Source organism: Azospirillum sp. CT11-132 (assembly GCF_047302835.1).
Taxonomy (GTDB): Bacteria; Pseudomonadota; Alphaproteobacteria; order Azospirillales; family Azospirillaceae; genus Azospirillum.
Genome location: NZ_JBGLZA010000003.1, coordinates 641195 through 663761 on the forward strand (window position 1 = coordinate 641195; position 22567 = coordinate 663761).

A 22567-nucleotide genomic window follows, 5' to 3' on the forward strand; every position below is an offset into this window, starting at 1 on the left:
GCCCGTGCAGACCATCTTCGTCATGGTCAAATGCGATCTCGGTCGCGCCTATGAAGTCGCCGATCAGGCGGTGCAGCTGATCGAACAGGTGTCGGAGGTGCATTCCATCTCCGGCCAGTATGATCTGCTGATGAAATGCTACCTGAAGCAGGACGACGACATCGGCCGCTTTGTGACGGAGCATGTGCAGACGCTTCCCGGCGTCCGCGACACCTTCACGCTGATTGCATACAAGGCGTTCGCGTAAGGGCAGTGACTTCCGACGAAAAAAGGCCGGGCGTGGAGCCCGGCCTTTTTTTCATGGAGTTCGGTTACTTGCCCGGCCCGCATCCCGGCCCCACCCCCGGATCGCCGGCAAAGCTCCCGTCGTCCACCTGCTTGTCCGCGCCGTAATCCGGATTGATCCCCGCGGCCAGCGCCGCCAGCCGGTGGGCGGTCGCCACATGCGCCTCGCGCTCGACCGCGCGGTAATGGTCGATCACCTGTTCTCCGAACCCGGTCAGAACCGTGCCGCCGCCATGCTTGCCGCCGACCGCGGCGCTCACAACCGGCTCGCGGAAGATGCGGTTCAGGTCGTCCACCAGCAGCCACGCCCGCCGATAGGACATACCCAGCGCCCGCCCGGCGGCAGAGATGGAGCCAGTCTCGCGAATCCGCTCCAGCAGAGCGATCTTGCCGGGACCGATTGAGCCGCCGGTCTCGAAATCGATGCGGATCCGCATGCGGGTCATGGCGGCCGGCTCCCCGGTCAGCGTCCGGCCGTTTCCAGCCCGTCGCCGCTCCAGGCGCCGGTCCGGAAGAAGCCTTCGATCCGTTCGCACCACGGGTCGATGTCAAACCCGTTCGCCTGCAGCCAATCGCGGTTGAAGTAGGTTCCCATATAGCGGTCGCCGGGATCGCAGATCAGCGTGGCGACGCTGCCCTGCCGGCCCTCGCGCATCATTTCGGCGATCAGCTCGATGGAGCCCACCAGATTGGTGCCGGTGGAGCCGCCGCAGGCGCGGCCCAGCCGCTCGCGCAGCACCCAGACGGCGGCGATGCTGGCGGCATCGGGCACGCGGATCATCCGGTCGATCACCGTCGGCTGGAAGGACGGCTCCACCGACGGCCGCCCGATGCCCTCGATGCCGGAACCCCGTCCGACGCTGGCTTTCGGGTCGTTGTCGCGGAACCCGGCGAAGAAGGCGGAATGTTCCGGATCGGCGACGCACACCCGCGTCGGCAGCCGGCGATAGCGCACATAGCGCCCGAAGGTGGCCGAGGTGCCGCCGGTGCCGGCGCCGCAGACGATCCAGTCCGGTACCGGATACGGCTCCTGCGCCAGCTGTTCGAAGATCGACTGGGCGATGTTGTTGTTGCCGCGCCAGTCGGTGGCGCGCTCCGCATAGGTGAACTGGTCCATGAAATGGCCGTCGCAATCGCGGGCCAGCCGCTGCGCCTCGGCACAGACCTCCGATGCGCGCTCCACCATATGGCAGCGGCCGCCATAGAACTCGATTTGCGCGATCTTGGCCGGCGAGGTGTTGCGCGGCACCACGGCGACGAAGGGCAGCTCCAGCAGTTGGGCGAAATAGGCTTCCGACACCGCCGTCGATCCCGACGACGCCTCGATCACGGTCGTGCCCTCGCGCACCCAGCCGTTGCAGATGGCGTAGAGGAACAGCGACCGTGCCAGCCGGTGCTTCAGGCTGCCGGTGGGGTGTGTCGATTCGTCCTTCAGGTACAGCGTGATCCCCTGCGCCGCCGGGACCGGCAGCCGCAGCAGGTGGGTGTCGGCGGAGCGGTTCACGTCCGCCTCGAGTCGGCGCAGCGCCTCGTCGAGCCAGCCCCGGCGGGCGGAGGTGGGGGTGGTCTGAGCGGGGGAGGGGGCGGTCATGGAGTCCTGTCCGACAATTCGCTGACCCCATCCATAGCGCGGAATTTTACCGAATGCATCCGGTAGAATACCCTCCCCACCGCAACAGGCGGTCAGCCCTGACGGATGCGGGCGACGAAGGCGGACACTTCGCCCAGCATGCGGTCGGCGCGCTCACCCACCGCACGGGCCGCGGCGGCGACCTCGGCGGAGGCCTGCCCGGTGGCGGTGGCGTGGCTGCACACCAGGTTCAGGCTGTCGGACACCGAACTGACGCCCTGCGCCGCCTCGTTGACGTTGCGGCTGATGTCGCGGGTCGCCGCTCCCTGTTCCTCGATGGCGGCGGAGATGCTGGACGCGACGCTGTTCACCGTCTCGATGGCGCCGCCGACCCCGCGCATCGCCTCGACCACCGACGAGGTGGCGTCGGTCATGGCGGCGATCTGCGCCTGGACATCGTCGGTGGCCTTGGCGGTCTGGTTGGCGAGGTTCTTCACCTCGCTCGCCACCACGGCGAAGCCTTTGCCGGCTTCGCCGGCGCGGGCGGCCTCGATGGTGGCGTTCAGGGCCAGGAGGTTGGTCTGTTCGGCGATGGAGCGGATCAGGTCGACCACCTCCACCGTGCGCCGGGCGACGCTGTCCAACTGCTCGATCAGGGCATAGGTGCGGCGGACATCCTCCACCGCACGGGCCGAGCCGGTCGTCGATTCGGCGATCTGCTGGGCGATCTCGCGGATGGAGGCGGCCAACTCCTCGGTCGCGCCGGCCACCGCCTGGACATTGCCGGAGGTGGTCCCCGCGGCGCGGGCGGCGCCGTCCATCAGCCGGGTGGTCTGTTCCGCCCCGCTGCTCATGGCGCCCGACGTGTGGGTCAGCTGACCCGCCGACTCGGCGACAGAGCGGACCAGCGCGCCGACCGTGCCTTCGAACTCGTCGGCCAGCCGCTTCATGGTGGCGCGACGGGCCTCGTCGGCTTCCCGTTCCAGCGCGGCATGGCGGCGGCGCAGGTCTTCCGCCTCGATGGCGCTGAGACGCAGGGTTTCCACCGAGCGGGCCAGCGCCCCCACCTCGTCGGCGCGGTCGGTGCCGGCGACCTGGGCGGCGAGATCGCCCTTGGCGATGCGGCCGGTGGCGGAGGCGATGCCGTCGAGACCCTTGCCGATGCGCGACACCAACTGGAAGCCGAACAGCCCCAGCACCAGCGCGGCCGCCAGCGTCACCGCCAGGGTTTCGATCAGTGTGCTGCGGAAAGCGGCGCCGACATCGTCGATGTAGACTCCGGTGCCGATCATCCAGCCCCACGGCTCAAAGATCGCGGCATAGGCCAGCTTCGGAAACGGTTCGGTGCCGCCGGCCTTAGGGAAGTTGTAGATCAGTGTGCCGTCGCCGCTGCGCGCCGAGTCGATCAGTCCGCGGATCACCAACACGCCGTTGCTGTCCTTGAAATCGGCCAGCTTGCGGGTGCCTTCCAGGTCGGGGCGGACGCCGTGGAACACGTTGGTGCCGTCGAATTCGTAGCCGAACATGTATTCGTTGCCGAAGAAGCGCAGGGCCCGCAGCGCAGTCTTGGCGCGGGCCTGCGCCTCCTCGCGGCTGAACTCGCCCTTGGCGGCGCGCGCGTCGTAGGATTTCATGATCGACAGCGAGGTCTGCACCACCGCCTCGATGGATTTGTGGTATCCCTCGACCATCGTCTCGCGCTTCGACGTCGCCGACCAGATGCCGGCCACCAGGATGGTGGCGAGGAACAGCCCCTGAAGGATCAGGAGCTTCGCCTTGATGCTGTTGAGTTTGGTGAACATTGCCCAGCCCCACACGATACGCGCACCACCGCGACCGTCGCCTGCGGGCACGGCATAGTGCGGTTCGCTAATTGATGTAACTCTAATGCGAAGTATGACACATACTTGGGTACTCCGCGACCGCGTAATCTCTAACGGGCGACTAGGAATAATCCGGATGGACAGGCGGCCGGTTGTGACCATCGCCAGCCTCAGGGTTACACCGGATGGCGAAGTCTGGCAGGATGCGGCGCCATGACGCTGACCGCTTATCCGCTTTCGGGCGTGCTGCCCGACATCCGCCCGGCCCGTCCGACCCGCGACTGGATCGACGCCCTGCCGGAGCAGTACGGCTATCGCTGCCTGCCGCTGAACATCGCCAGCATGCATGGCTGGGAGGTCTGCTGCCCCGTGGGGGTGACGGCCGTGTGGGACGGCGGCACCGGGTTGGAGGCCATCACCGTCACCGCGGAGGAGCAGCACCCTCTGCTTCCCGCCAGCCATTTCGGCAGCGGCGTGCTGACCTTCCACGTCGCGGCTCTGTTCCGCACGCCGCCGGGCGTCAACCTGATGGTCACCGGACCGCTGAACCAGCCGAAGCACGGCATCATGGGCCTGTCGGGCATCATCGAAACCGACTGGTCACCGTACCCCTTCACCATGAACTGGAAATTTACCGCGCCCGGCGTGCCGGTCACCTGGGAGAAGGGCGAACCCTTCGCCCATCTGATGCCGATCCAGCGGGGCTTGGTGGAAAGCCTGACGCCGGAGGTCCGCGACCTCGACAGCGATCCGGAGACGGCGGCGCAGTACCGTGCCTGGGCAGCCTCGCGCAGCCAGTTCAACAATGACCTGCAGACGCCGGGAAGCGCCGCCGCGCAGGAACGCTGGCAAAAGGGCTATTACCGCGGCAAACAGCCGGACGGTAGCGACGGCCCGCCCGGCCACGAAATCAAGGTCCGGGCGAAGCCGTTTCCAGACAAGTAGTTACAGCGTGTCTTGAATGCTGCGCACGAATTCCGGCAGGCCGACCTGACGGCGGCGGCGCAGCCGTTCGGCGTGCAGGATCGCTTCCACCGCGGCGATGCTTTCATTCACGTCGCTGTTGACGATGACATAGTCGTATTCCGGCCAGTGGCTGATCTCGTTGGAGGCCTTCGCCATGCGGTTGGCGATGACCTCCTCCGAATCCTGGCCACGGCCGCGCAGGCGGCGTTCCAACTCACCGACCGATGGCGGCAGGACGAAGACGCTGACCAGATCGTCGCGGGCGTTCTGCGCCAGTTGCTGCGCGCCCTGCCAGTCGATGGCGAACAGCACGTCGCGGCCGGCGCCCAGCGCATCCTCCACCGCCACTCGCGGCGTGCCATAGCAGTTGCCGAAGACACGGGCATGTTCCAGCAGATCGCCGGTCTCCGCCATGCGATCGAAGCGCTGCTGGTCGATGAAATAGTAATCCAGCCCTTCGGCTTCGCCGGGGCGCATCGGCCGGGTCGTCACCGATACCGACATGGTGATGCCGGCATCGCGCTCCAGCAGGCCGCGGGCAATGGTGGTCTTGCCGGCACCCGATGGGGAGGACAGCACCAGCATCAGGCCGCGCCGGTGGATCAGGGAGGTGTTGGTCGCAGCCATGGCGCTCACTCGGTGTTGATGATTACTCGATGTTCTGGACCTGCTCGCGAAGCTGCTCGATCGAGGCTTTCAGCGACAGGCCGATGCGGGTCAGTTCGACGTCCGCCGACTTGGAGCAGAGCGTGTTGGCCTCGCGGTTGAACTCCTGGCACAGGAAGTCGAACCGGCGGCCGATGGCCCCGCCCTCCGCCATCAGGTCGCGCGCAGCCTGGATATGCGCGCGCAGCCGGTCCAGCTCTTCGCGCACGTCGGCCTTGCCGATCAGGATCGCCGCCTCCTGCGCCAGCCGGTCTTCCGACAGGGCGGGGAAGGAGCCGAGGATCGCGGCGACCTGGGCGCGCAGCTTCTCGCGCAGCGCCTCCGGCTGGGTGGAGGCGCAGGCCGACGCGGCGTCCACCAGCCGGGCGATCTCGTCGAGATGGCCGTTCAGAACCTCGGCAATGCGCGCACCTTCGGCAAGGCGGTTGACCACCAGCTGGTCGACCAGCTTGGCCAGATCGCCCTTCAGCGCCGATTCGACGCGCTCGCGCGCCTCGGTCTCATCCTCTTCCACCGGCTCGATGATGCCGCGCACCGCCAGCAGCGAATCCAGCCGCGGCGGGGCGGCGCCGGCGCCCTCGATCTCCCGCGCGATCTCCAGAACCTGGGCCAGAAGCTCGCGGTTGATGCGCAGTTGGGAGACCGCCTGGGCGCGGTTGACGGTCAGCGTCAGGTTGACGTTGCCGCGGGCCAGCCGCTTGGGCAACTCGGCTCTCGCCACCGCCTCGACGCTGTCGAACCCCGACGGCAGGCGGCAGCGCAGATCCAGGCTGCGGCCATTGACGCTCTTGGCCTCGAAGGTCCAGGAATAGCCGTCGCCGTGCCCGTCGACGCGCGAGAAACCGGTCATGCTGGCAATGACGGGGCGATGGGCTGGCAAAGGCGGCCTCATTTGAAAAGCGGTGTCGATTTGTTTCGTGCTTATAAACGTGACATCACCCCACAACAAGCTTCGGCGCCATCGGGCAGCCGGCGAACAGGGCGGAACCTCCATGAAACAGCCGCGCTCCATCGTCATCACCGGCGCTTCCAGCGGCATCGGCGAGGCCCTGGCAGCCCTTTATGCAGCGCCCGGTGTGACGCTCGCGCTGACCGGGCGCGACTCCGCGAGGTTGGCGGCGGTGGCCGGGCGCTGTCGCGCCGCCGGCGCCCTTGTGGAGACGGCGGTGATCGACGTGGCCGACCGTGCCGCCATGGCCGGTTGGCTGGCTCAGGTCGATGCCGCAACGCCGGTCGATCTGCTGATCGCCAACGCCGGCATGTCGGCCGGCACCGGCGACGGCGGTGAGACGGAGGAGCAGGCCCGACGCATCCTGGCGGTCAACATCGACGGCGTGCTGAACAGCATTCATCCGCTGCTTCCGGCGATGCGGGCGCGGCGGCGCGGCCAAATCGCCATCATGGCGTCGCTTGCGGGATTCCGCGGCCTTCCCGGCGCGCCGGCCTATTGCGCCAGCAAGGCGATGGTCCGGGTCTATGGCGAGGCGTTGCGTGGCGATCTGGCGGGGGAGGGGATCGGCGTGTCGGTGATCTGCCCCGGCTTCGTCAAAAGCCGGATGACCGCGGTGAACCGCTTCCCTATGCCGTTCCTGATGGAAACCGATGCCGCCGCCCGCGTCATACGCCGTGGGCTGGAGCGCGACAAGGCGCGAATCGCCTTTCCCTGGCCGATGATGGCCGCAGTCTGGCTGCTGGCCCTGCTTCCCCCGGCCTGGACCGACGGTCTGCTGCGGCAGGCGCCGCGGAAGCCGTGAGCGCCGCCGTCAATCCACCTTGGCCTCAATCCACCTTGGCGTGTGCGATGGCCTCGCGGACGCTGACGCCCTTGCGCATGATGTTGTCGACCGCGCGGCCCTGGACCAGATTGATCCCCATCTTGTGGGCATAGACCAGGCTGGTCACGCTGTCGCAGCGCGCCAGGATGAACTTGCAGCGGTCCTGCTCGGCAATGCGGTCGCGGAAATACTTCTCGAACTGCGGGTCCATCTCCAGCATGTCATTGGACCAGAAGATCTTCGCATAGTCGGCGTTCAGATATTCCAAGTCGAAATTCGTCACCCAGAACGGGTTCAGCCCGTCCACCGCGATCTGATAGCGGCGGTCCTGTGCGAACTCCACCACCTCGTTGAACAGCGAAAGATTCTCGATCAGGTCACCCTTCGACACCTCCAGAACCACCTGCCCGCGGAAATCGATCGGCAGCCGCTCGTCGAACTTCACGAAGCCGGTGGAAATGACGGTCGACAGGTTGATGTTGATGCCGATCCGCCGCCCGCGCATGAAGCTCAGCCCATGGTTCAGCGCGCGAAGCACCGACTGGTCGAGATTGGCGGTGAAGTAGTTGAACAGCCACTTGTTGGCGGTAATGTCGTAATCGGGGCACAGCCGCTCCTGGAGCAGCTTGATGGAGATGTAGAGTTCATAATACTCCATCTCCGCATCGCCGCCGCCGATGTTGGCGATGCCCTGGTTGAACAGAAAGGGCGACAGGTCGAACATCTGCATCGAGCGTTCGAGCTTGCCCAGTTCCTCCAGCGTGATCGGCGGCTTGGTCTCGGTGACGTGTTGCCCGGTCTCGTTCGCCTGCAGTTCTTCGATGAAACGGATGACGTTGATGAAGTTCAACGCCAGTTCCATGATCGAATAAAGCGAATATTCCTTGTAGGGGTTCGGCCCGGTCAGCGTCGTCTTCGACAGGAAGACCTGTTCCACCGTCTGGCAGACGTCGGTGACGCCAGTCAGCTTCAGCCCCTTGTAGAGGACGATGACATCGCCGTTGGAAATGTTGAAGGACTGCAGATAGGAGGCCTTGGTCGCCAGTTCCTGGATGATGGAGCGGACCATCATCTGGCTGGTCGGATCGCGGTCCTTCAGAAGCGACAGATGCATGTGGATCAGCCGCATGCCCTGCAGTTCGTTCTTCGCCGACCGCAGCAGGTTCAGGAGCTTGTCGTTGTCGAATTCCGGCTTCTGGTCCTTGGCGGCGGCGACGGCGGCCTGCTTTTCCGTGGTGGAAAGCCGGACACGGTCCCGTCCCAGAGGTGGTCTGCCGCCAAACCTGCTCATACCTTGCTCACTCCCACAACAAGCGTCACGCCTGCCAACCACCCATGTCTTCGGCCGCTCGTTGTCCGGCAGCCTTTTGCTTTGCGTCCGGGCGCTTCCGCCCAGCCGACTCCGGCGGCCCGCGAACCGGCCGGGCATGCCTGATCCGTCCGATCCTACGAAGCCGAACCGATCTTAACGGTAACTTTCTTTAAAAAGCCCTTAAGGCTAAAGTCCGGGCGCTGGAGGCACCCGGACCGCCGCAAAAGGCGCCGCAATCATCGAAGCGACGCCATCCGAAAAGGTCAAGTTTCGGATTCGGCCGAATCGGTCGTCTGGCGCGGTTCGCCAGCAGGAACGATGCGGACGCGACGGTCTATGACCGCAAGTCCGATCTTCCCGTGTTTCAATGCGAGCGCATCATTGCCGAACAGTTCGCGACGCCAGCCCTGCATCGCCGGAATCTCTGCCCGATCATCGGCCGCCAACGCCTCCAGATCGGATGAGGACGCCACCAACTTCGCCGCGACATTGTTCTCGTCGCACTTCATCTTCAGAAGCACGCGCAACAATTCGACGATCGGTTGCAATCCGGGCGGCGGTTCCTCGCGCGGTTCGACACGGGGCAGGGCGCTGTCCGGCAGGTCCAGCCCCGCCTGCACCGCGGCCAGCACGTCGGCGCCCTGGCGTCCCTCGGCGAAGCCGCGGCCCAGTCCGCGGGTGCGGGCGAGGTCGTCGACGGTGGTCGGCGCGTGGGCGGCGATCTCCAGCAGCGCCTCGTCGCGCAGCACGCGGGAGCGCGGCTGGTCGCGGCGCTGGGCCTCGCGCTCGCGCCACGCCGCCAGCTCCTTCAGGATGGCCATGAAGCGCGGCTTGTTGGTCCGCACCTTCAGCCGCATGTAGGAGCTTTCCGGATCGACCTGATAGGTTGCCGGGTCGGTCAGGATCGCCATCTCCTCTTCCAGCCAATGCGAGCGGCCGGAGCGGGCGAGACGGCGCTTCAGCTTCTCATAGGCCGGGCGCAGGTGGATGACGTCGGACAGGGCGTAGGTCAGCTGGCGGTCGGTCAGCGGCCGGTGCGACCAGTCGGTGAAGCGGCTGGACTTGTCGATGCGGGCGCCGGCCAGCTTGGTCACCAGCGTCTCGTAGCCGACGCTCTCGCCGAAGCCGCAGACCATCGCCGCGACCTGGGTGTCGAACAGCGGATGCGGGATCTGGCCGGACAGGTGCCAGAAGATCTCCACATCCTGGCGGGCGGCGTGGAACACCTTCAGCACCGACGGGTCGCTCATCAGCGCGAACAGCGGCGCCAGGTCGATGCCCTCGGCCAGCGGGTCGATGGCGACCGCGCCGTCGGGCCCGCCGACCTGCACGAGGCACAGTTGCGGCCAATAGGTCTTTTCCCGCAGGAACTCGGTGTCGACCGTGATGTACTCGGCCCCTGCCAGCGACTGACAGAAGGCCTGAAGGGCGTCGGTTGTCGTGATGAGCGTCATGGTTGCTTCATACACGACCGTGCGGGTGCGCGAAAGTCCGCCGACGCGCGGAGCCGATGCGCGTTGCAAAAGGATATGTCGGGCGGGCGGCAGGCCGGATTTTCCCACTCCGCTTATCCCGCGGCCAAGGCGGTGTTAAACTGCGGTCCGGCAGCCGGCCTGCCGGCGGATGGAACGGTTGAACAGGGTGGTCCAGGATGTTTCAAACCGTTCCAAACGTTCCATCCGGGCTCCCGCCGCACTGCGCTGCACCCTATCGCGGCTTGACTTTCGCGCGCGTCCGGTGTGGTGTGTCGAACCGCTTTTTCCGCCGGAATCCGCCCTTTTCAAGGTGTTTCGACCCATGCACCCCTACCGCACGCACACCTGCGGCCAGCTTCGTGAAGAGAATGCCGGTGAAACCGTCCGCCTGTCGGGCTGGATGAACCGGAAGCGCGACCATGGACAGCTGCTGTTCATCGACCTGCGCGACCATTACGGCCTGACGCAGTGCGTGGTCGATACCTCCAACCCGGCCTTCGAGGTCGCCAACCGGCTGAAGCTGGAATCGGTCATCACCGTCACCGGCAAGGTGGTGAAGCGCACGGCCGAGACCATCAACGACAAGCTGCCCACCGGCCGCATCGAACTGCAGATCGCCGAGCTGACCGTGGAAGGCGAGGCGGAGCAGATCCCGCTGCAGGTCAACCAGGACACCGATGCCGGCGAGGACGTGCGCCTGCGCTACCGCTTCCTCGACCTGCGCCGCGAGCGCATCCACGAGAACATCATGCTGCGGTCGCGCGTGATCGCCTCGGCGCGCCGCCGCATGATCGACCAGGGCTTCACCGAGTTCCAGACGCCGATCCTCACCGCCTCCTCGCCCGAGGGTGCGCGCGATTATCTGGTGCCCAGCCGCAACCATCCCGGCAAGTTCTACGCCCTGCCGCAGGCGCCGCAGCAGTTCAAGCAGCTGCTGATGGTCGCCGGCTTCGACCGCTACTTCCAGATCGCCCCCTGCTTCCGCGACGAGGACGCCCGCGCCGACCGCAGCCCGGGCGAGTTCTACCAGCTCGATTTCGAGATGTCCTTCGTCACCCAGGAAGACGTCTTCGCCGCCATCGAGCCGGTGCTGCACGGCATCTTCGAAGAGTTCGGCGGTTTCCGCCGCGAGTCGAAGCCGGTCATCGACGGGCTGCCCTTCCGCCGCATCTCCTTCGCCGAATCGATGCTGAAGTACGGCAACGACAAGCCGGACCTGCGCAACCCGCTGGTCATCACCGACGTGACCGAGGTGTTCAAGCGCGACGACGTGGAATTCCGCGCCTTCAAGCAGACGCTGGAGAAGGGCGGCGTCGTCCGCGCCATCCGCGCCCCGAAGGTCTCCGATCGTCCGCGCAGCTTCTTCGACAAGCTGAACGACTGGGCCCGCGGTCTCGGCGCCCCCGGCCTCGGCTACATCGTCATGGAAGCCGGCGGCGGCAAGGGTCCGATCGCCAAGTTCGTGCCGGAAGCCGCCCAGGCCCAGCTGCGTGAGCTGGCCGGTCTCGAGGATGGCGACGCGATCTTCTTCGTCTGCGATCAGGTGGGCCCGGCGGCCAAGCTGGCCGGCCTCGCCCGCACCCGCATCGGCGAGGAGCTGGACCTGATCGAGAAGAACGCCTTCCGCTTCTGCTGGATCGTCGACTTCCCGATGTACGAGCTGGACGAGGAGACCAACAAGGTCATCTTCAGCCACAACCCGTTCTCCATGCCCCAGGGCGGCCTGAAGGCGCTGGAGACGATGAACCCGCTCGACATCAAGGCCTACCAGTACGACATCGTCTGCAACGGCGTCGAACTGTCGTCCGGCGCCATCCGTAATCACCTGCCGGAGGTGATGTACAAGGCCTTCGAGATCGCCGGCTATCCACCGGAGGAGCTGGAAGCCCGATTCGGCGGCATGCTGAGCGCGTTCAAGCTGGGCGCCCCGCCGCACGGCGGTTCGGCCCCGGGTATCGACCGCATCGTCATGCTGCTGGCCGACGAACCGAACATCCGCGAGGTCATCGCCTTCCCGCTGAACCAGCGCGCCGAAGATCTCCTGATGCAGGCCCCGGCACCGGTCGACACCGCCCGTCTGAAGGAACTGCACCTGAAGCTCGACCTGCCGAAGCCGAAGGTCGCCGCCCCGTCCGCGCCGCAGGCGTAAAGGAACTTTCACCGGTCCTTGGCGGTTTGCTGAAAAGGCCATCCGGACGCTGGTCCGGGTGGCCTTTTTCCTTGTCAACATGCGCGTGCGGGGCTATGTAAGCGCCGTCGTCAAAACCTCACGCGGGCTGGCGGACCCTCGGTTTTACTCCGATGGCCCGATCCGGTGTCTTCAGCCATGGTTTCCATGCGCCGTCGACAATGCCCGCGGCGGAGCAACCGGAAAAAGGGATTTTTTCCACATGACCATGCCCACCTTCACCATGCGCCAGCTGCTGGAAGCCGGTGTCCACTTCGGTCACCACACCCGCCGCTGGAACCCGAAGATGAACCAGTACATCTTCGGCGTCCGCAATGGCGTGCACATCATCGACCTCGAGCAGACCGTCCCGATGCTGCACCGCGCCCTGCAGGCCGTGCGTGACGTCGTCGCCGGCGGTGGCCGCGTCCTGTTCGTGGGCACCAAGCGCCAGGCCCAGGAGCGCATCGCCGAGGCTGCCGCCAAGTGCGGTCAGTACTACGTCAACCACCGCTGGCTCGGCGGCATGCTGACCAACTGGAAGACGATCTCCCAGTCGATCAAGCGCCTGCGCGAGATGGAAGAGCGTCTGGGTGGCGACACCTCGGGCCTGACCAAGCGCGAAGTGCTGGAGCTGACCCGCGAGCGCGACAAGCTGGAGCGTGCGCTGGGCGGCATCAAGGAGATGGGCGGCCTCCCGGACGTCATCTTCATCATCGACACCAACAAGGAGTCGATCGCGGTCAAGGAAGCCAACAAGCTGGGCATCCCGGTCATCGCGGTCCTCGACAGCAACTCCGATCCGGACGGCGTGGCCTTCCCGATCCCCGGCAACGACGACGCCCTGCGCGCCATCGAGCTGTACTGCGACCTGACGGTCGGCGCCGTGCTTGACGGCCTGCAGGCCGAGATGAGCGCCGCCGGCATCGACGTCGGCGCCGCCGAGGACGCCCCGGCCGAGCAGCTGCCGGAGGAAGAGACCGCCGCCGAGACCGCCCAGGCCTGACCCTGACGGTTGAAGGGCAGCCGGGCCTTATGACCTATGGCCCGGCTGCCTTTTTTATGGGCTGGCTTTTTTCTGGGTTGCCACCCGTTTTGACTTTGTGACTCAATCCGATCCGCCTGCCGGATCGCTTGGAAGGAAGAGGGCGCAACATGGCCGAGATTACCGCCTCGCTCGTCAAGGAACTGCGCGAGAAGACCGGCGCGGGCATGATGGACTGCAAGAAGGCGCTGAACGAGACGCAGGGCGACCTCGAGGGCGCCGTCGACTGGCTGCGCAAGAAGGGCCTCGCCGCCGCTGCGAAGAAGTCGGGCCGCGTCGCCGCCGAGGGTCTGGTCGCCGTCGCCACCGCCGGCACCAAGGGTGCCGTCGTCGAGGTGAACGCCGAGACCGACTTCGTCGCCCGCAACGACAAGTTCCAGGCTTTCGCCGCCAAGGCCGCCGAGCTGGCGCTGACCTCTGCCGGCGACGTCGAGGCACTGAAGGCCGCCACCTATCCGGGCACCTCGCACACCGCCCAGGATGAGCTGACCAGCCTGATCGCCACCGTCGGCGAGAACATGAACCTGCGCCGCGCCGTCACGCTGTCGGTCTCGGCCGGTGTCGTCGTCAGCTACGTCCACTCGGCCATCGCGCCGGGCCTGGGCAAGATCGGCGTTCTGGTGGCTCTCGAGTCGACCGGCGACACCGCCAAGCTGGCCGACCTCGGCAAGCAGATCGCCATGCACATCGCCGCTGCCCGCCCGGACGCGCTGGACATCGCCGATGTCGACAGCTCGTCGCTGGAGCGTGAGCGCAACGTGCTGGCCGAGCAGGCCCGCGCTTCGGGCAAGCCGGAGAACATCATCGAGAAGATGGTCGAAGGCCGCGTCCGCAAGTACTACGAGGAAGTCTGCCTGCTGGAGCAGACCTACGTGATCGACGGCGAGACCAAGGTCCGCAAGGTGGTGGAGAACGCCGCCAAGGACATCGGCGCTCCGGTCAAGGTCACGGCCTTCACCCGCTTCGCGCTGGGCGAGGGCATCGAGAAGGCCCAGTCGGACTTCGCCGCCGAGGTCGCTGCCGCTGCCGGCGGTCAGGGCTGAGACCGGTAAGGTCGAACGCTAAAGGTCCGTACGCCGCATTCTGAAACAGCAAGGGAGCGTTCCCCCCATGGTCGAAACCACCGGGACCACCGCGCCGGCCGAGGGCGTCCGCTACAAGCGCGTCCTCCTCAAGGTGTCGGGCGAAGCGCTGATGGGTCAGCGCGACTATGGTCTGGACCCGGAGATGGTGAATCGCATCGCCAACGAGGTGAAGGCGGTCATCGGGCTCGGCGTCCAGGTCTGTCTGGTCATCGGCGGGGGGAACATCTTCCGGGGTGTGAAGGGTGCGGCGAGCGGCATGGAGCGTGCTTCGGCCGACTATATCGGCATGCTCGCCACCGTGATGAACGCGCTCTCGATGCAGAGCGCGCTCGAACGGATGGGCGTCAGCACGCGGGTGCAGTCGGCCATTCCCATGGCGACGGTCTGCGAGCCCTATATCCGGCGCCGCGCCGTCCGCCACATGGAAAAGGGCCGGGTGGTGATTTTCGCCGCCGGCACCGGCAACCCCTTCTTCACCACCGACACCGCCGCGGCGCTGCGCGCGTCCGAAATGGGCTGTGACGGTCTGCTGAAGGGCACGCAGGTCGATGGCGTCTATACCGCCGATCCGAAGAAGGATCCGACGGCCGAGCATTACGAACGCCTCACCTACATGGACGTCCTGACCAAGGACCTGCAGGTGATGGACGCTTCGGCGATCGCGCTGTCGCGCGAGAACCACATTCCCATTCTGGTCTTCTCAATCCACACGCCCGGCGCCTTCGCCGAAGTGATGCAGGGCCGTGGCAAGCACACCATCATAACGGAAGAAAGGGAGTAGGCCCGTGGCTGCGCCCGACCTATCGGATCTGAAGCGCCGCATGGAAGGCGCGCTTGACTCGTTTCGCAAGGAACTGGGCGGTCTGCGCACCGGCCGCGCCTCGTCCAATCTGCTCGAACCGGTGATGGTGGAGGCCTATGGCAGCCGCATGCACCTCCGCGAGGTCGCGACGGTCTCCGTTCCGGAGCCGCGCCTGATCTCGGTCCAGGTGTGGGACCGTGGCATGACCAAGGCGGTCGAGAAGGCCATCCGCGACAGCGGCCTGGGCCTGAACCCGCAGGCCGAAGGCCAAGTCATCCGCGTGCCGCTGCCCGATCTGACGCAGGAGCGCCGCGCCGAGCTGGCGAAGGTCGCCCACAAGTACGCCGAGCAGTGCCGCGTCGCCATCCGCAACATCCGTCGTGACGGCATGGACGGCCTGAAGAAGGCCGAGAAAGCCAGCGAGATCACCCAGGACGAGCACAAGGTCCAGGCGGACAAGGTGCAGGTGCTGACCGACCAGCACATCAAGCTGGTCGACGACTCGCTTGCGCAAAAAGAAAAGGAAATCATGCAGGTCTGATCCGGAATGCGCGACGCGGACGACAACCGGTCCAACACGGCCCCAGGGCATGTCGCCATCATCATGGATGGCAACGGGCGCTGGGCCAAGGCGCGCGGCCTGCCGCGCACCGCCGGTCACAAGAAGGGCGTGGACGCCGTCCGCCGCACCGTGGAAGCGGCGCGCGAACTTGGCATCGGCACTCTGACGATCTTCAGCTTCTCCTCGGAGAACTGGCGCCGGCCGGAGGAAGAGGTCAGCGACCTGATGGGTCTGCTGCGCTTCTACCTGCGCAGCGAAGTCGCCGAACTGCACCGGGCGGGCGTTCGCCTGCGGGTGATCGGCGACCGCACGCGGCTGTCGGAGGACATCAACCGGCTGATCGAAAATGCCGAGGGCCTGACCCGCGACAACCGGGTGATGACGCTGGTGGTGGCTCTCAGCTACGGCTCGCGCCTGGAGATCGTCCATGCGGCTCGCCGGCTGGCGGAAGAAGTGGCGGCCGGTCGCCTGTCGCCTGAGGCCATTGACGAAGACGCGCTGTCGGCGCGGCTCTACACGGCCGATATACCCGACCCCGACCTGATCATCCGCACCAGCGGCGAGAAGCGGATCAGCAATTTCCTGCTGTGGCAGGCGGCCTATGCCGAGCTGGTCTTCGTCGATACGCTCTGGCCCGATTTCACCAAGCGCGATCTGGAGGCGGCGATTGAAGAGTTCCACCGACGGGAACGCCGCTTCGGCGCCACCACCGCCGGGTCCCGCTGACACGCCGGATTCGCTCGCAGTGCCGGCCAAGCCATCCAGGGCAGGGGACCTCAAGGTTCGTGTCCTGTCGGCATTGGTCATGGCGCCGGTCGTGCTGGGTGCCGTCTGGATTGGCGGCTGGGTGTTCCATGCCCTGATCGCCTTCGGATCGGTGGTCGCCGTGTCCGAATGGACCAGCATCGTTCCCAGCGCCCGCCGCTTGCCGGCCCGCATCATGGCGACGGTCGGCATCCTCGTGGCAGTGATGGGGCAGATCGCCGCCGGTCCGGCCGCAGGGCTGGGGGCGGCTGCAGCCTTCGCCGTTCTGACCGCCATTGTCGGTGGCGGCGCCGACCGCAACCTGCTCGGTTTTGGCGTGCTTTATGTCGCTGTGGGCATGGCCGGCCTGATGTGGCTGCGTGATCTGCCGGAGTCCGGGCTGTCGCTCTTCCTGTTCGTCCTCATTGCCATCTGGGCAACCGACATCGGGGCCTATGCCGCGGGCCGCAGCATAGGCGGACCTAAGCTGGCGCCGCGCATCAGCCCCAAAAAGACCTGGGCCGGACTGATTGGCGGCATGGCGTCGTCGGCGCTTTTCGGCTGGCTGGTGGCTCTGGCCTTCGGAGCGGCGCGCCCGGACATCGCTCTGGCGGTGGGCGCTGCCGTCGCCGTGGTCGGGCAGGCCGGCGACCTGTTCGAATCGGCGATCAAGCGGCGTTACAATGTGAAGGACAGCGGTCAGCTCATTCCCGGGCATGGCGGCATCCTCGACCGCATCGACGGGCTTCTGGCCGCGGCCCCGGTGCTGGCCCTGTTTCACGCGGCCGTTGGATCGGTTCTGTCATGGTGGTGAAAGCGGGAGCGGGGCCTGATGCGCCGCGCAGCGTAACGATCCTCGGGTCCACGGGCTCGGTCGGAACGCAGACGGTGGATCTCGTCTCCCGCGATCCGGAGCGCTTTCCGGTGGAGGCGCTGACCGCGAACCGCAACGTCACTCTGCTGGCTCAGCAAGCCCGGCAGTTGAACGCCCGCTTGGCCGTGGTCGCCGACCCCGCCGCCTATGCCGAGTTGAAGAGCCTGCTCTCCGGCACCGGCATCGAGGTCGCCGCCGGGTCCGAAGCGGTTGCCGCCGCGGCGGAGCGTCCGGCCGACTGGGTGATGGCCGCCATCGTCGGCGCCGCCGGTCTCGAGCCGACGCTCGCAGCGGTGCGGCGTGGCGCCATCGTCGCCTTCGCCAACAAGGAGGTGCTGGTCTGCGCCGGCGCCTTGATGATGGAGGAGGTGAAGGCCCACGGCGCGACGCTGCTGCCGGTCGACAGCGAGCATTCCGCCATCTACCAAGTCTTCGATTTCGACCGTACCGACAGCGTTGCCCGCCTGATCCTGACGGCGTCGGGCGGTCCCTTCCGCACCAGGGATCGCGCCTTCATGGCGGCTGCGACGCGGGAGCAGGCGGTCGCCCATCCGACCTGGGACATGGGCGCCAAGATTTCGGTCGACAGCGCCACGATGATGAACAAGGGGCTGGAGCTGATCGAAGCCCACTTCCTGTTCGGCATACCGGAAGAGCGCATCGATGTGCTGGTCCACCCGCAGTCGGTCATCCATTCGCTGGTCGAATATGTCGACGGCTCGGTTCTGGCGCAGCTCGGCACGCCCGACATGCGCACGCCGATCGCCTATGCGCTCGGCTGGCCCGCCCGCATCGCCACGCCGGCGGAGCGGCTCGATCTGGTCAAGGCGGCGACGCTGACCTTCGAGGCTCCTGATCCCGTGCGTTTCCCTGCACTGAGGCTGGCCCGGGCCGCCTTGCAAAGCGGGGGGGGCGCTCCTACTATACTCAGTGCCGCCAACGAGGTGGCCGTCCAGGCGTTTCTCGACCGCCGGATCGGCTTCCTCGACATCGAACGGATCGTCGAGGAGACGTTGACGGCGTTGCCCCACCGCCCGCTGCGCGATCTCGCCGCCGTGCGGGAGGCCGACGCGGATGCGAGGCGGGACGCCGCCTGCCGTGTTGCGGCCATCGGTGCGACGGCGGTTGGCAGCCGATGATCCGCGTTCGAGGCGCTGGAAGGCGCAAGGGTTGATATGGACGTTATCGGCGGTTTCTGGACCTCGGTGCTGGCCTTTCTGCTGGTCCTCACCGTGCTCGTCTTCGTGCACGAGCTTGGTCACTATCTGATCGCGCGCCGCAACGGCGTGCGGATCGAAACCTTCTCCATCGGCTTCGGACCGGAACTGTTCGGCTTCACCGACCGGGTGGGCACCCGCTGGAAATTCAGCGCGTTGCCGCTCGGCGGCTACGTCAAGATGTTCGGCGATGCCGATCCGGCCAGCACCCCGGGTGCCCATCTGACCGCCATGTCGGCGGAGGAGCGCGCGGTGTCCTTCCACCACAAGCGGGTGGGGCAGCGTGCAGCCATCGTGGCGGCCGGACCGATCGCGAATTTCGTCTTCTCCATCGTCGTTCTTTCCCTGCTGTTCATGACCGCCGGCCAGTCCTTCACCCCGCCGGACGTCGGTGGCATTCAGCCCGGCAGTGCGGCGGAACGCGCCGGCATTCAGCCGGGTGATCTGATCCTGTCGGTCGACGGCACCGGGGTTCAGCGATTCGAAGAGATCCGGCAGATCGTTTCGATCCGCCCGGGCGAGCCGCTGGCCATCGAACTGAAGCGCGATGGACGGGTTATGACCCTGACCGCCACGCCGGAGTCGCAGACGGTCACCGACCGACTCGGCAACGCTCACCAGATCGGCCTGCTCGGGATCAGCCGCGGCAGCGTCGGCATGATGCGTCATGATCCCGTGACCGCTGTCTGGCAGGCGGGACGTGAAGTCGCAGGCATGATCACCGGCACCTTCACCGCACTGGGCCAGATGGTCCAGGGATCGCGTGGGACGGAGGAGTTGGGCGGCCCATTGCGCATCGCCCAGATGTCGGGCGAGGTGGCGCAATCCGGCTGGTATCCGCTGGTCTGGTTCATGACGTTCCTGTCCGTGAACCTGGGCCTCATCAACCTGTTTCCGGTTCCGATGCTGGATGGCGGCCACCTGCTTTTTTACGGCATCGAAAAGCTGCTTGGCCGGCCGCTTGGAGCGCGGGCGCAAGAATACGGTTTCCGAATTGGATTGGCCTTGGTATTAACGCTCATGGTCTTCGCCACGTGGAACGACCTTGTTCAATTGCGCGTGGTCGATTTCTTCCGGGGACTGGTTTCCTAAAGCCAGCCCCTTGCCAGGGAGCGTGATTTGCCGGTGTCGAGCAAAGTTCTGGTGGCGGGCCTGATGGCCGGCTGCGCCATGACGACGGTGTCTGTCGCCCTCGCCCAAACCGCCGCCTCGCCCGGTCGGGCTCAGGCGGTCACCGGGTCCACGGTCACCCAGGTGTTCAGTGGCGGTACGGTGCGCGACATCCGGGTCGAAGGCACCCAGCGAATCGAACCATCCACGGTCCGCTCCTACCTGACCGTCCAGCCCGGCGACCCGTTCGATCCCGACCGGATCGACCAGTCGCTGAAGTCGCTGTTCAACACCGGCCTGTTCGCCGACGTCGTGCTGAAGCGCGAAGGCGACACGCTTGTGGTGACGGTGGCGGAGAATCCGATCATCAATCGCATCGCGTTCGAGGGCAATCGGCGCATCGAGAAGGATACGCTGGAGAAGGAAATCCAGTTGCGTCCGCGCGTGGTCTATACCCGAACCCGGGTCCAGTCCGACGTCCAGCGCATCCAGGAGATTTACCGGCGGCAAGGCCGATTCGGTGCGACCGTCGAACCGAAGATCATCCAGCTCGACCAGAACCGTGTCGATCTGGTGTTCGAGATCAATGAAGGCGTGCGCACCGGCGTGCGCGGCATCACCTTCATCGGCAACGAGCATTTCTCGGACGGAACCCTGCGCGAGAACATCCAGACCAAGGAATCCGCCTGGTGGCGGTTCCTGTCGTCGGATGACAATTACGATCCGGATCGCCTGAACTACGATCGTGACCTGCTGCGCCGCTACTACCTGAAGGAAGGCTATGCCGATTTCCGCGTCGTGTCGGCGGTCGCCGAACTGACTCCGGACAAGTCGGATTTCTTCATCACCTTCACCATCGAGGAAGGCGAGCGCTACAAGTTCGGCAAGGTCGACATCAAGACCTCGCTGAAGCAGCTCGACCCCGCGGTTCTGCAGAACAGCGTCACCACCACCGAAGGCGACTGGTACAACGCCCAGAAGGTGGAAGACACCATCACGAAGCTGACCAACGCGGTCGGCGATCTACAGTATGCGTTCGTCGATGTCCGTCCGCGGATTTCGCGCAATCGTGAAACCCACACCATCGACATCACCTACGAGATCAACGAGGGTCCGCGTACCTTCGTTGACCGCATCGATATTTCCGGCAACGTCCGGACGCTCGACAAGGTGATCCGCCGCGAGATGCTGCTGTCCGAAGGCGACCCCTTCAACGCGTCGAAGCTGAAGCGGTCGGAGCAGCGCATCAAGGATCTCGGCTTCTTCGAGCGCGTGAACATCACGACGTCCGAGAGCAGCGCGCCGGACCGTACCGTCGTCAACGTCGACGTGGCCGAGCAGTCCACCGGTGAAATCTCCATCGGTGCGGGCTTCTCGACCTCCGACGGTCCGTTGGGTGACTTCTCGATCCGCGAGCGCAATCTCCTTGGCCGCGGCCAGGATCTGCGTCTGGGTGCCACACTGTCCGGCCGGCGCCAGCTGTACGATATCTCCTTCACGGAGCCGTACTTCATGGACCGCGACCTGTCGGCTGGCGTCGACATCTTCCGGACGCGCTACAACTACCAGGATGAAAGCTCCTTCAACGAGAAGAACACCGGCTTCGCCCTGCGCCTCGGCTATCCGCTGACCGAGCGTCTGCGCCAGCGCGTTTACTATCAGCTGCAGGACACGCTGATCGAGGAAGTGCCGACCACCGCGTCGAAGTACATCCAGGAGCAGCGCGGTGAGCGTCTGACCTCACTGATCGGCCAGGAGTTGACCTACGACGTCCGCAACAGCAAGCTGACGCCGACCGAGGGGTATTTCGTCCGCCTGACCAATGACATCGCCGGTCTCGGTGGGTCGGTGCGCTTCCTGCGGAACAAGCTGGCTGCCGGCTACTACCTGCCGCTCGGCGAGGACCAGTGGGTGCTCAGCACCACCGGCGAAATCGGCTACATCCACGGCCTCGGCAAGAAGGTTGACCTAGGCGACCGTTTCTTCATCGGCGGCGACACGCTGCGCGGCTTCAACACCGCCGGTATCGGCCCGCGCGACATTTCGACTGGCGACGCGCTGGGCGGCACGCGCTATGCCCGCGCCTCGGTGGAAATGAGCTTCCCCTTCGGCCTGCCGGAGGAATTCGGTCTGCTCGGCCATGCCTTCACCGATGTCGGCACGCTGGGCAAGGCCGACATCAGCGATCCGAACGTGAAGGATGACGAGAGCATCCGCGTCTCCATCGGCACCGGCGTGTCGTGGAAGTCGCCGTTCGGCCCCATCCGGCTCGATGTCGCCCTGCCGATCCGCAAGGAAGGCTACGACAAGAAAGAGCTTATCCGCTTCAGCTTCGGAACCAGGTTCTAAGATGCAATCCACCCTGTCGAAGACGCCGTTCCGCGTCGCCGCCCTGTCGGCCGTTACGGCTGCCGGTCTCCTCTTTGCCGCGACCTCGGCCATGGCCCAGGCGGCTCCGGCCCAATCGGCACCCAAGACCGACGCCCCGAAGGCCGAAGTCCCGGGTCCGGGTGCGGAGCTCAAGGCGCCTGTCATCGCAGTGATCGACGTCCAGAAGATCATGCAGGAATCCGCCGCGTCGAAGGGCATCACCAAGTCCTTCGAGTCACTGCGTGATTCCTACCAGAAGGAAATTTCCGCGCTGGAGGACAAGCTCCGCAAGAACGAGGACGAACTGCGCAAGCAGCAGACCGTCCTGTCGCCGGAAGCTCTCGCCAACAAGCGCCGCGATTTCGAAAAGCAGGTCGCCGACGTGCAGAAGACGGTTCAGAACCGTAAGCGCGCTCTGGAGACCAGCCTGAACGAAGCGATGGCCGTCGTTCACAAGACGATGGTCGAGGTGGTCGCCGACATCTCCCGCGAGCGCGGCGCGAACCTCGTTCTGGCTCGCCAGCAGTTCGTTCTGGTCGACACGCAGCTCGACGTCACCGACGCGGTGATGGAGCGCGTGAACAAGAAGCTGCCGCAGGTCGCGCTGAACGTCCCCAAGCAGTGATGCTTGTCTGAACAGGGCCGTCGCCGTCCCGAGCGGGGACGGTGGCGGCCCTGTTCCGTTTCCGGGTTCGGCGGTTGCGGTCGCCGCGGAAATG

21 protein-coding genes are annotated in these 22567 nt (G+C 66.0%); 14 read left to right on the forward strand and 7 right to left on the reverse strand.

Annotated elements, in window-relative coordinates:
• The first annotated feature begins 4 nt into the window (after positions 1-4).
• Positions 5-247 (forward strand): Lrp/AsnC ligand binding domain-containing protein, encoded by a 243-nt coding sequence (locus ACCD06_RS08780; protein ID WP_085089209.1) that lies wholly within the window; start codon positions 5-7, stop codon positions 245-247.
• A 64-nt stretch (positions 248-311) separates the two neighbouring features.
• Here ACCD06_RS08780 and ACCD06_RS08785 read toward each other — a convergent pair whose 3' ends face one another.
• The 3 genes from ACCD06_RS08785 to ACCD06_RS08795 all read right to left on the reverse strand — a co-directional run bounded on the left by ACCD06_RS08785 (position 312) and on the right by ACCD06_RS08795 (position 3657).
• On the reverse strand, positions 312-731 hold the full coding sequence (locus ACCD06_RS08785) for a winged helix-turn-helix domain-containing protein (RefSeq protein WP_109155540.1): 420 nt from the start codon (positions 729-731) through the stop codon (positions 312-314).
• Between the two features lie 17 nt (positions 732-748).
• Positions 749-1876, reverse strand: a complete 1128-nt coding sequence (locus tag ACCD06_RS08790) for a PLP-dependent cysteine synthase family protein (RefSeq protein WP_413340116.1) — start codon at positions 1874-1876, stop codon at positions 749-751.
• A gap of 92 nt (positions 1877-1968) precedes the next feature.
• Positions 1969-3657: a methyl-accepting chemotaxis protein gene (locus ACCD06_RS08795; RefSeq protein ID WP_413340118.1), complete on the reverse strand. Its 1689-nt coding sequence runs from the start codon at positions 3655-3657 to the stop codon at positions 1969-1971.
• 234 nt (positions 3658-3891) lie between these two features.
• Between ACCD06_RS08795 and ACCD06_RS08800 the strand changes: the two genes are divergently transcribed.
• On the forward strand, positions 3892-4623 hold the full coding sequence (locus tag ACCD06_RS08800; RefSeq protein WP_413340120.1) for a DUF6065 family protein: 732 nt from the start codon (positions 3892-3894) through the stop codon (positions 4621-4623).
• On the opposite strand, the gene gmk is transcribed toward ACCD06_RS08800, so the two are convergent.
• Entirely contained in the window at positions 4624-5271 is a 648-nt protein-coding gene (gmk, locus tag ACCD06_RS08805) for a guanylate kinase (RefSeq protein ID WP_109155544.1), read from the reverse strand.
• A gap of 22 nt (positions 5272-5293) precedes the next feature.
• Positions 5294-6160 (reverse strand): YicC/YloC family endoribonuclease, encoded by an 867-nt coding sequence (locus tag ACCD06_RS08810; protein ID WP_136705485.1) that lies wholly within the window; start codon positions 6158-6160, stop codon positions 5294-5296.
• Between the two features lie 142 nt (positions 6161-6302).
• Here ACCD06_RS08810 and ACCD06_RS08815 point away from each other — a divergent pair, with 142 nt between their 5' ends.
• Positions 6303-7064 (forward strand): SDR family NAD(P)-dependent oxidoreductase, encoded by a 762-nt coding sequence (locus ACCD06_RS08815; RefSeq protein ID WP_413340123.1) that lies wholly within the window; start codon positions 6303-6305, stop codon positions 7062-7064.
• Positions 7065-7089: 25 nt separating this feature from the next.
• On the opposite strand, the gene ACCD06_RS08820 is transcribed toward ACCD06_RS08815, so the two are convergent.
• Positions 7090-8376: a hypothetical protein gene (locus ACCD06_RS08820; protein ID WP_109155547.1), complete on the reverse strand. Its 1287-nt coding sequence runs from the start codon at positions 8374-8376 to the stop codon at positions 7090-7092.
• A 284-nt stretch (positions 8377-8660) separates the two neighbouring features.
• Positions 8661-9851: a ribonuclease D gene (gene rnd, locus ACCD06_RS08825; RefSeq protein ID WP_136705488.1), complete on the reverse strand. Its 1191-nt coding sequence runs from the start codon at positions 9849-9851 to the stop codon at positions 8661-8663.
• Between the two features lie 343 nt (positions 9852-10194).
• Between rnd and aspS the strand changes: the two genes are divergently transcribed.
• From aspS to ACCD06_RS08880, 11 genes are all read left to right on the forward strand, one after another.
• Entirely contained in the window at positions 10195-12021 is a 1827-nt protein-coding gene (aspS, locus tag ACCD06_RS08830) for an aspartate--tRNA ligase (RefSeq protein WP_136705489.1), read from the forward strand.
• Positions 12022-12262: 241 nt separating this feature from the next.
• Positions 12263-13045, forward strand: coding sequence for a 30S ribosomal protein S2 (rpsB, locus tag ACCD06_RS08835; protein WP_109155550.1), 783 nt, complete (start codon positions 12263-12265; stop codon positions 13043-13045).
• 149 nt (positions 13046-13194) lie between these two features.
• A complete protein-coding gene (tsf, locus tag ACCD06_RS08840; RefSeq protein ID WP_136705490.1) occupies positions 13195-14127 on the forward strand; it encodes a translation elongation factor Ts in 933 nt (310 codons plus the stop codon).
• 67 nt (positions 14128-14194) lie between these two features.
• Positions 14195-14950, forward strand: a complete 756-nt coding sequence (gene pyrH / locus ACCD06_RS08845) for a UMP kinase (RefSeq protein WP_109155552.1) — start codon at positions 14195-14197, stop codon at positions 14948-14950.
• Positions 14951-14954: 4 nt separating this feature from the next.
• Positions 14955-15512 (forward strand): ribosome recycling factor, encoded by a 558-nt coding sequence (frr, locus tag ACCD06_RS08850; protein WP_012974236.1) that lies wholly within the window; start codon positions 14955-14957, stop codon positions 15510-15512.
• A gap of 6 nt (positions 15513-15518) precedes the next feature.
• A complete protein-coding gene (locus ACCD06_RS08855) occupies positions 15519-16259 on the forward strand; it encodes an isoprenyl transferase (protein ID WP_413340128.1) in 741 nt (246 codons plus the stop codon).
• A gap of 19 nt (positions 16260-16278) precedes the next feature.
• Positions 16279-17091, forward strand: a complete 813-nt coding sequence (locus tag ACCD06_RS08860; protein ID WP_413340130.1) for a phosphatidate cytidylyltransferase — start codon at positions 16279-16281, stop codon at positions 17089-17091.
• Positions 17082-18290: a 1-deoxy-D-xylulose-5-phosphate reductoisomerase gene (locus ACCD06_RS08865; RefSeq protein WP_109155555.1), complete on the forward strand. Its 1209-nt coding sequence runs from the start codon at positions 17082-17084 to the stop codon at positions 18288-18290. Before ACCD06_RS08860 ends, ACCD06_RS08865 begins: the two co-directional genes overlap by 10 nt.
• Before the next feature lie 36 nt (positions 18291-18326).
• Entirely contained in the window at positions 18327-19460 is a 1134-nt protein-coding gene (rseP, locus tag ACCD06_RS08870; protein WP_136705493.1) for an RIP metalloprotease RseP, read from the forward strand.
• 27 nt (positions 19461-19487) lie between these two features.
• Positions 19488-21827 carry an outer membrane protein assembly factor BamA gene (gene bamA / locus ACCD06_RS08875; protein ID WP_199231857.1) on the forward strand — a complete coding sequence of 780 codons (2340 nt, stop codon included), beginning with the start codon at positions 19488-19490 and terminating at the stop codon, positions 21825-21827.
• A gap of 1 nt (position 21828) precedes the next feature.
• On the forward strand, positions 21829-22473 hold the full coding sequence (locus tag ACCD06_RS08880; RefSeq protein ID WP_109155557.1) for an OmpH family outer membrane protein: 645 nt from the start codon (positions 21829-21831) through the stop codon (positions 22471-22473).
• Positions 22474-22567 lie beyond the last annotated feature (94 nt).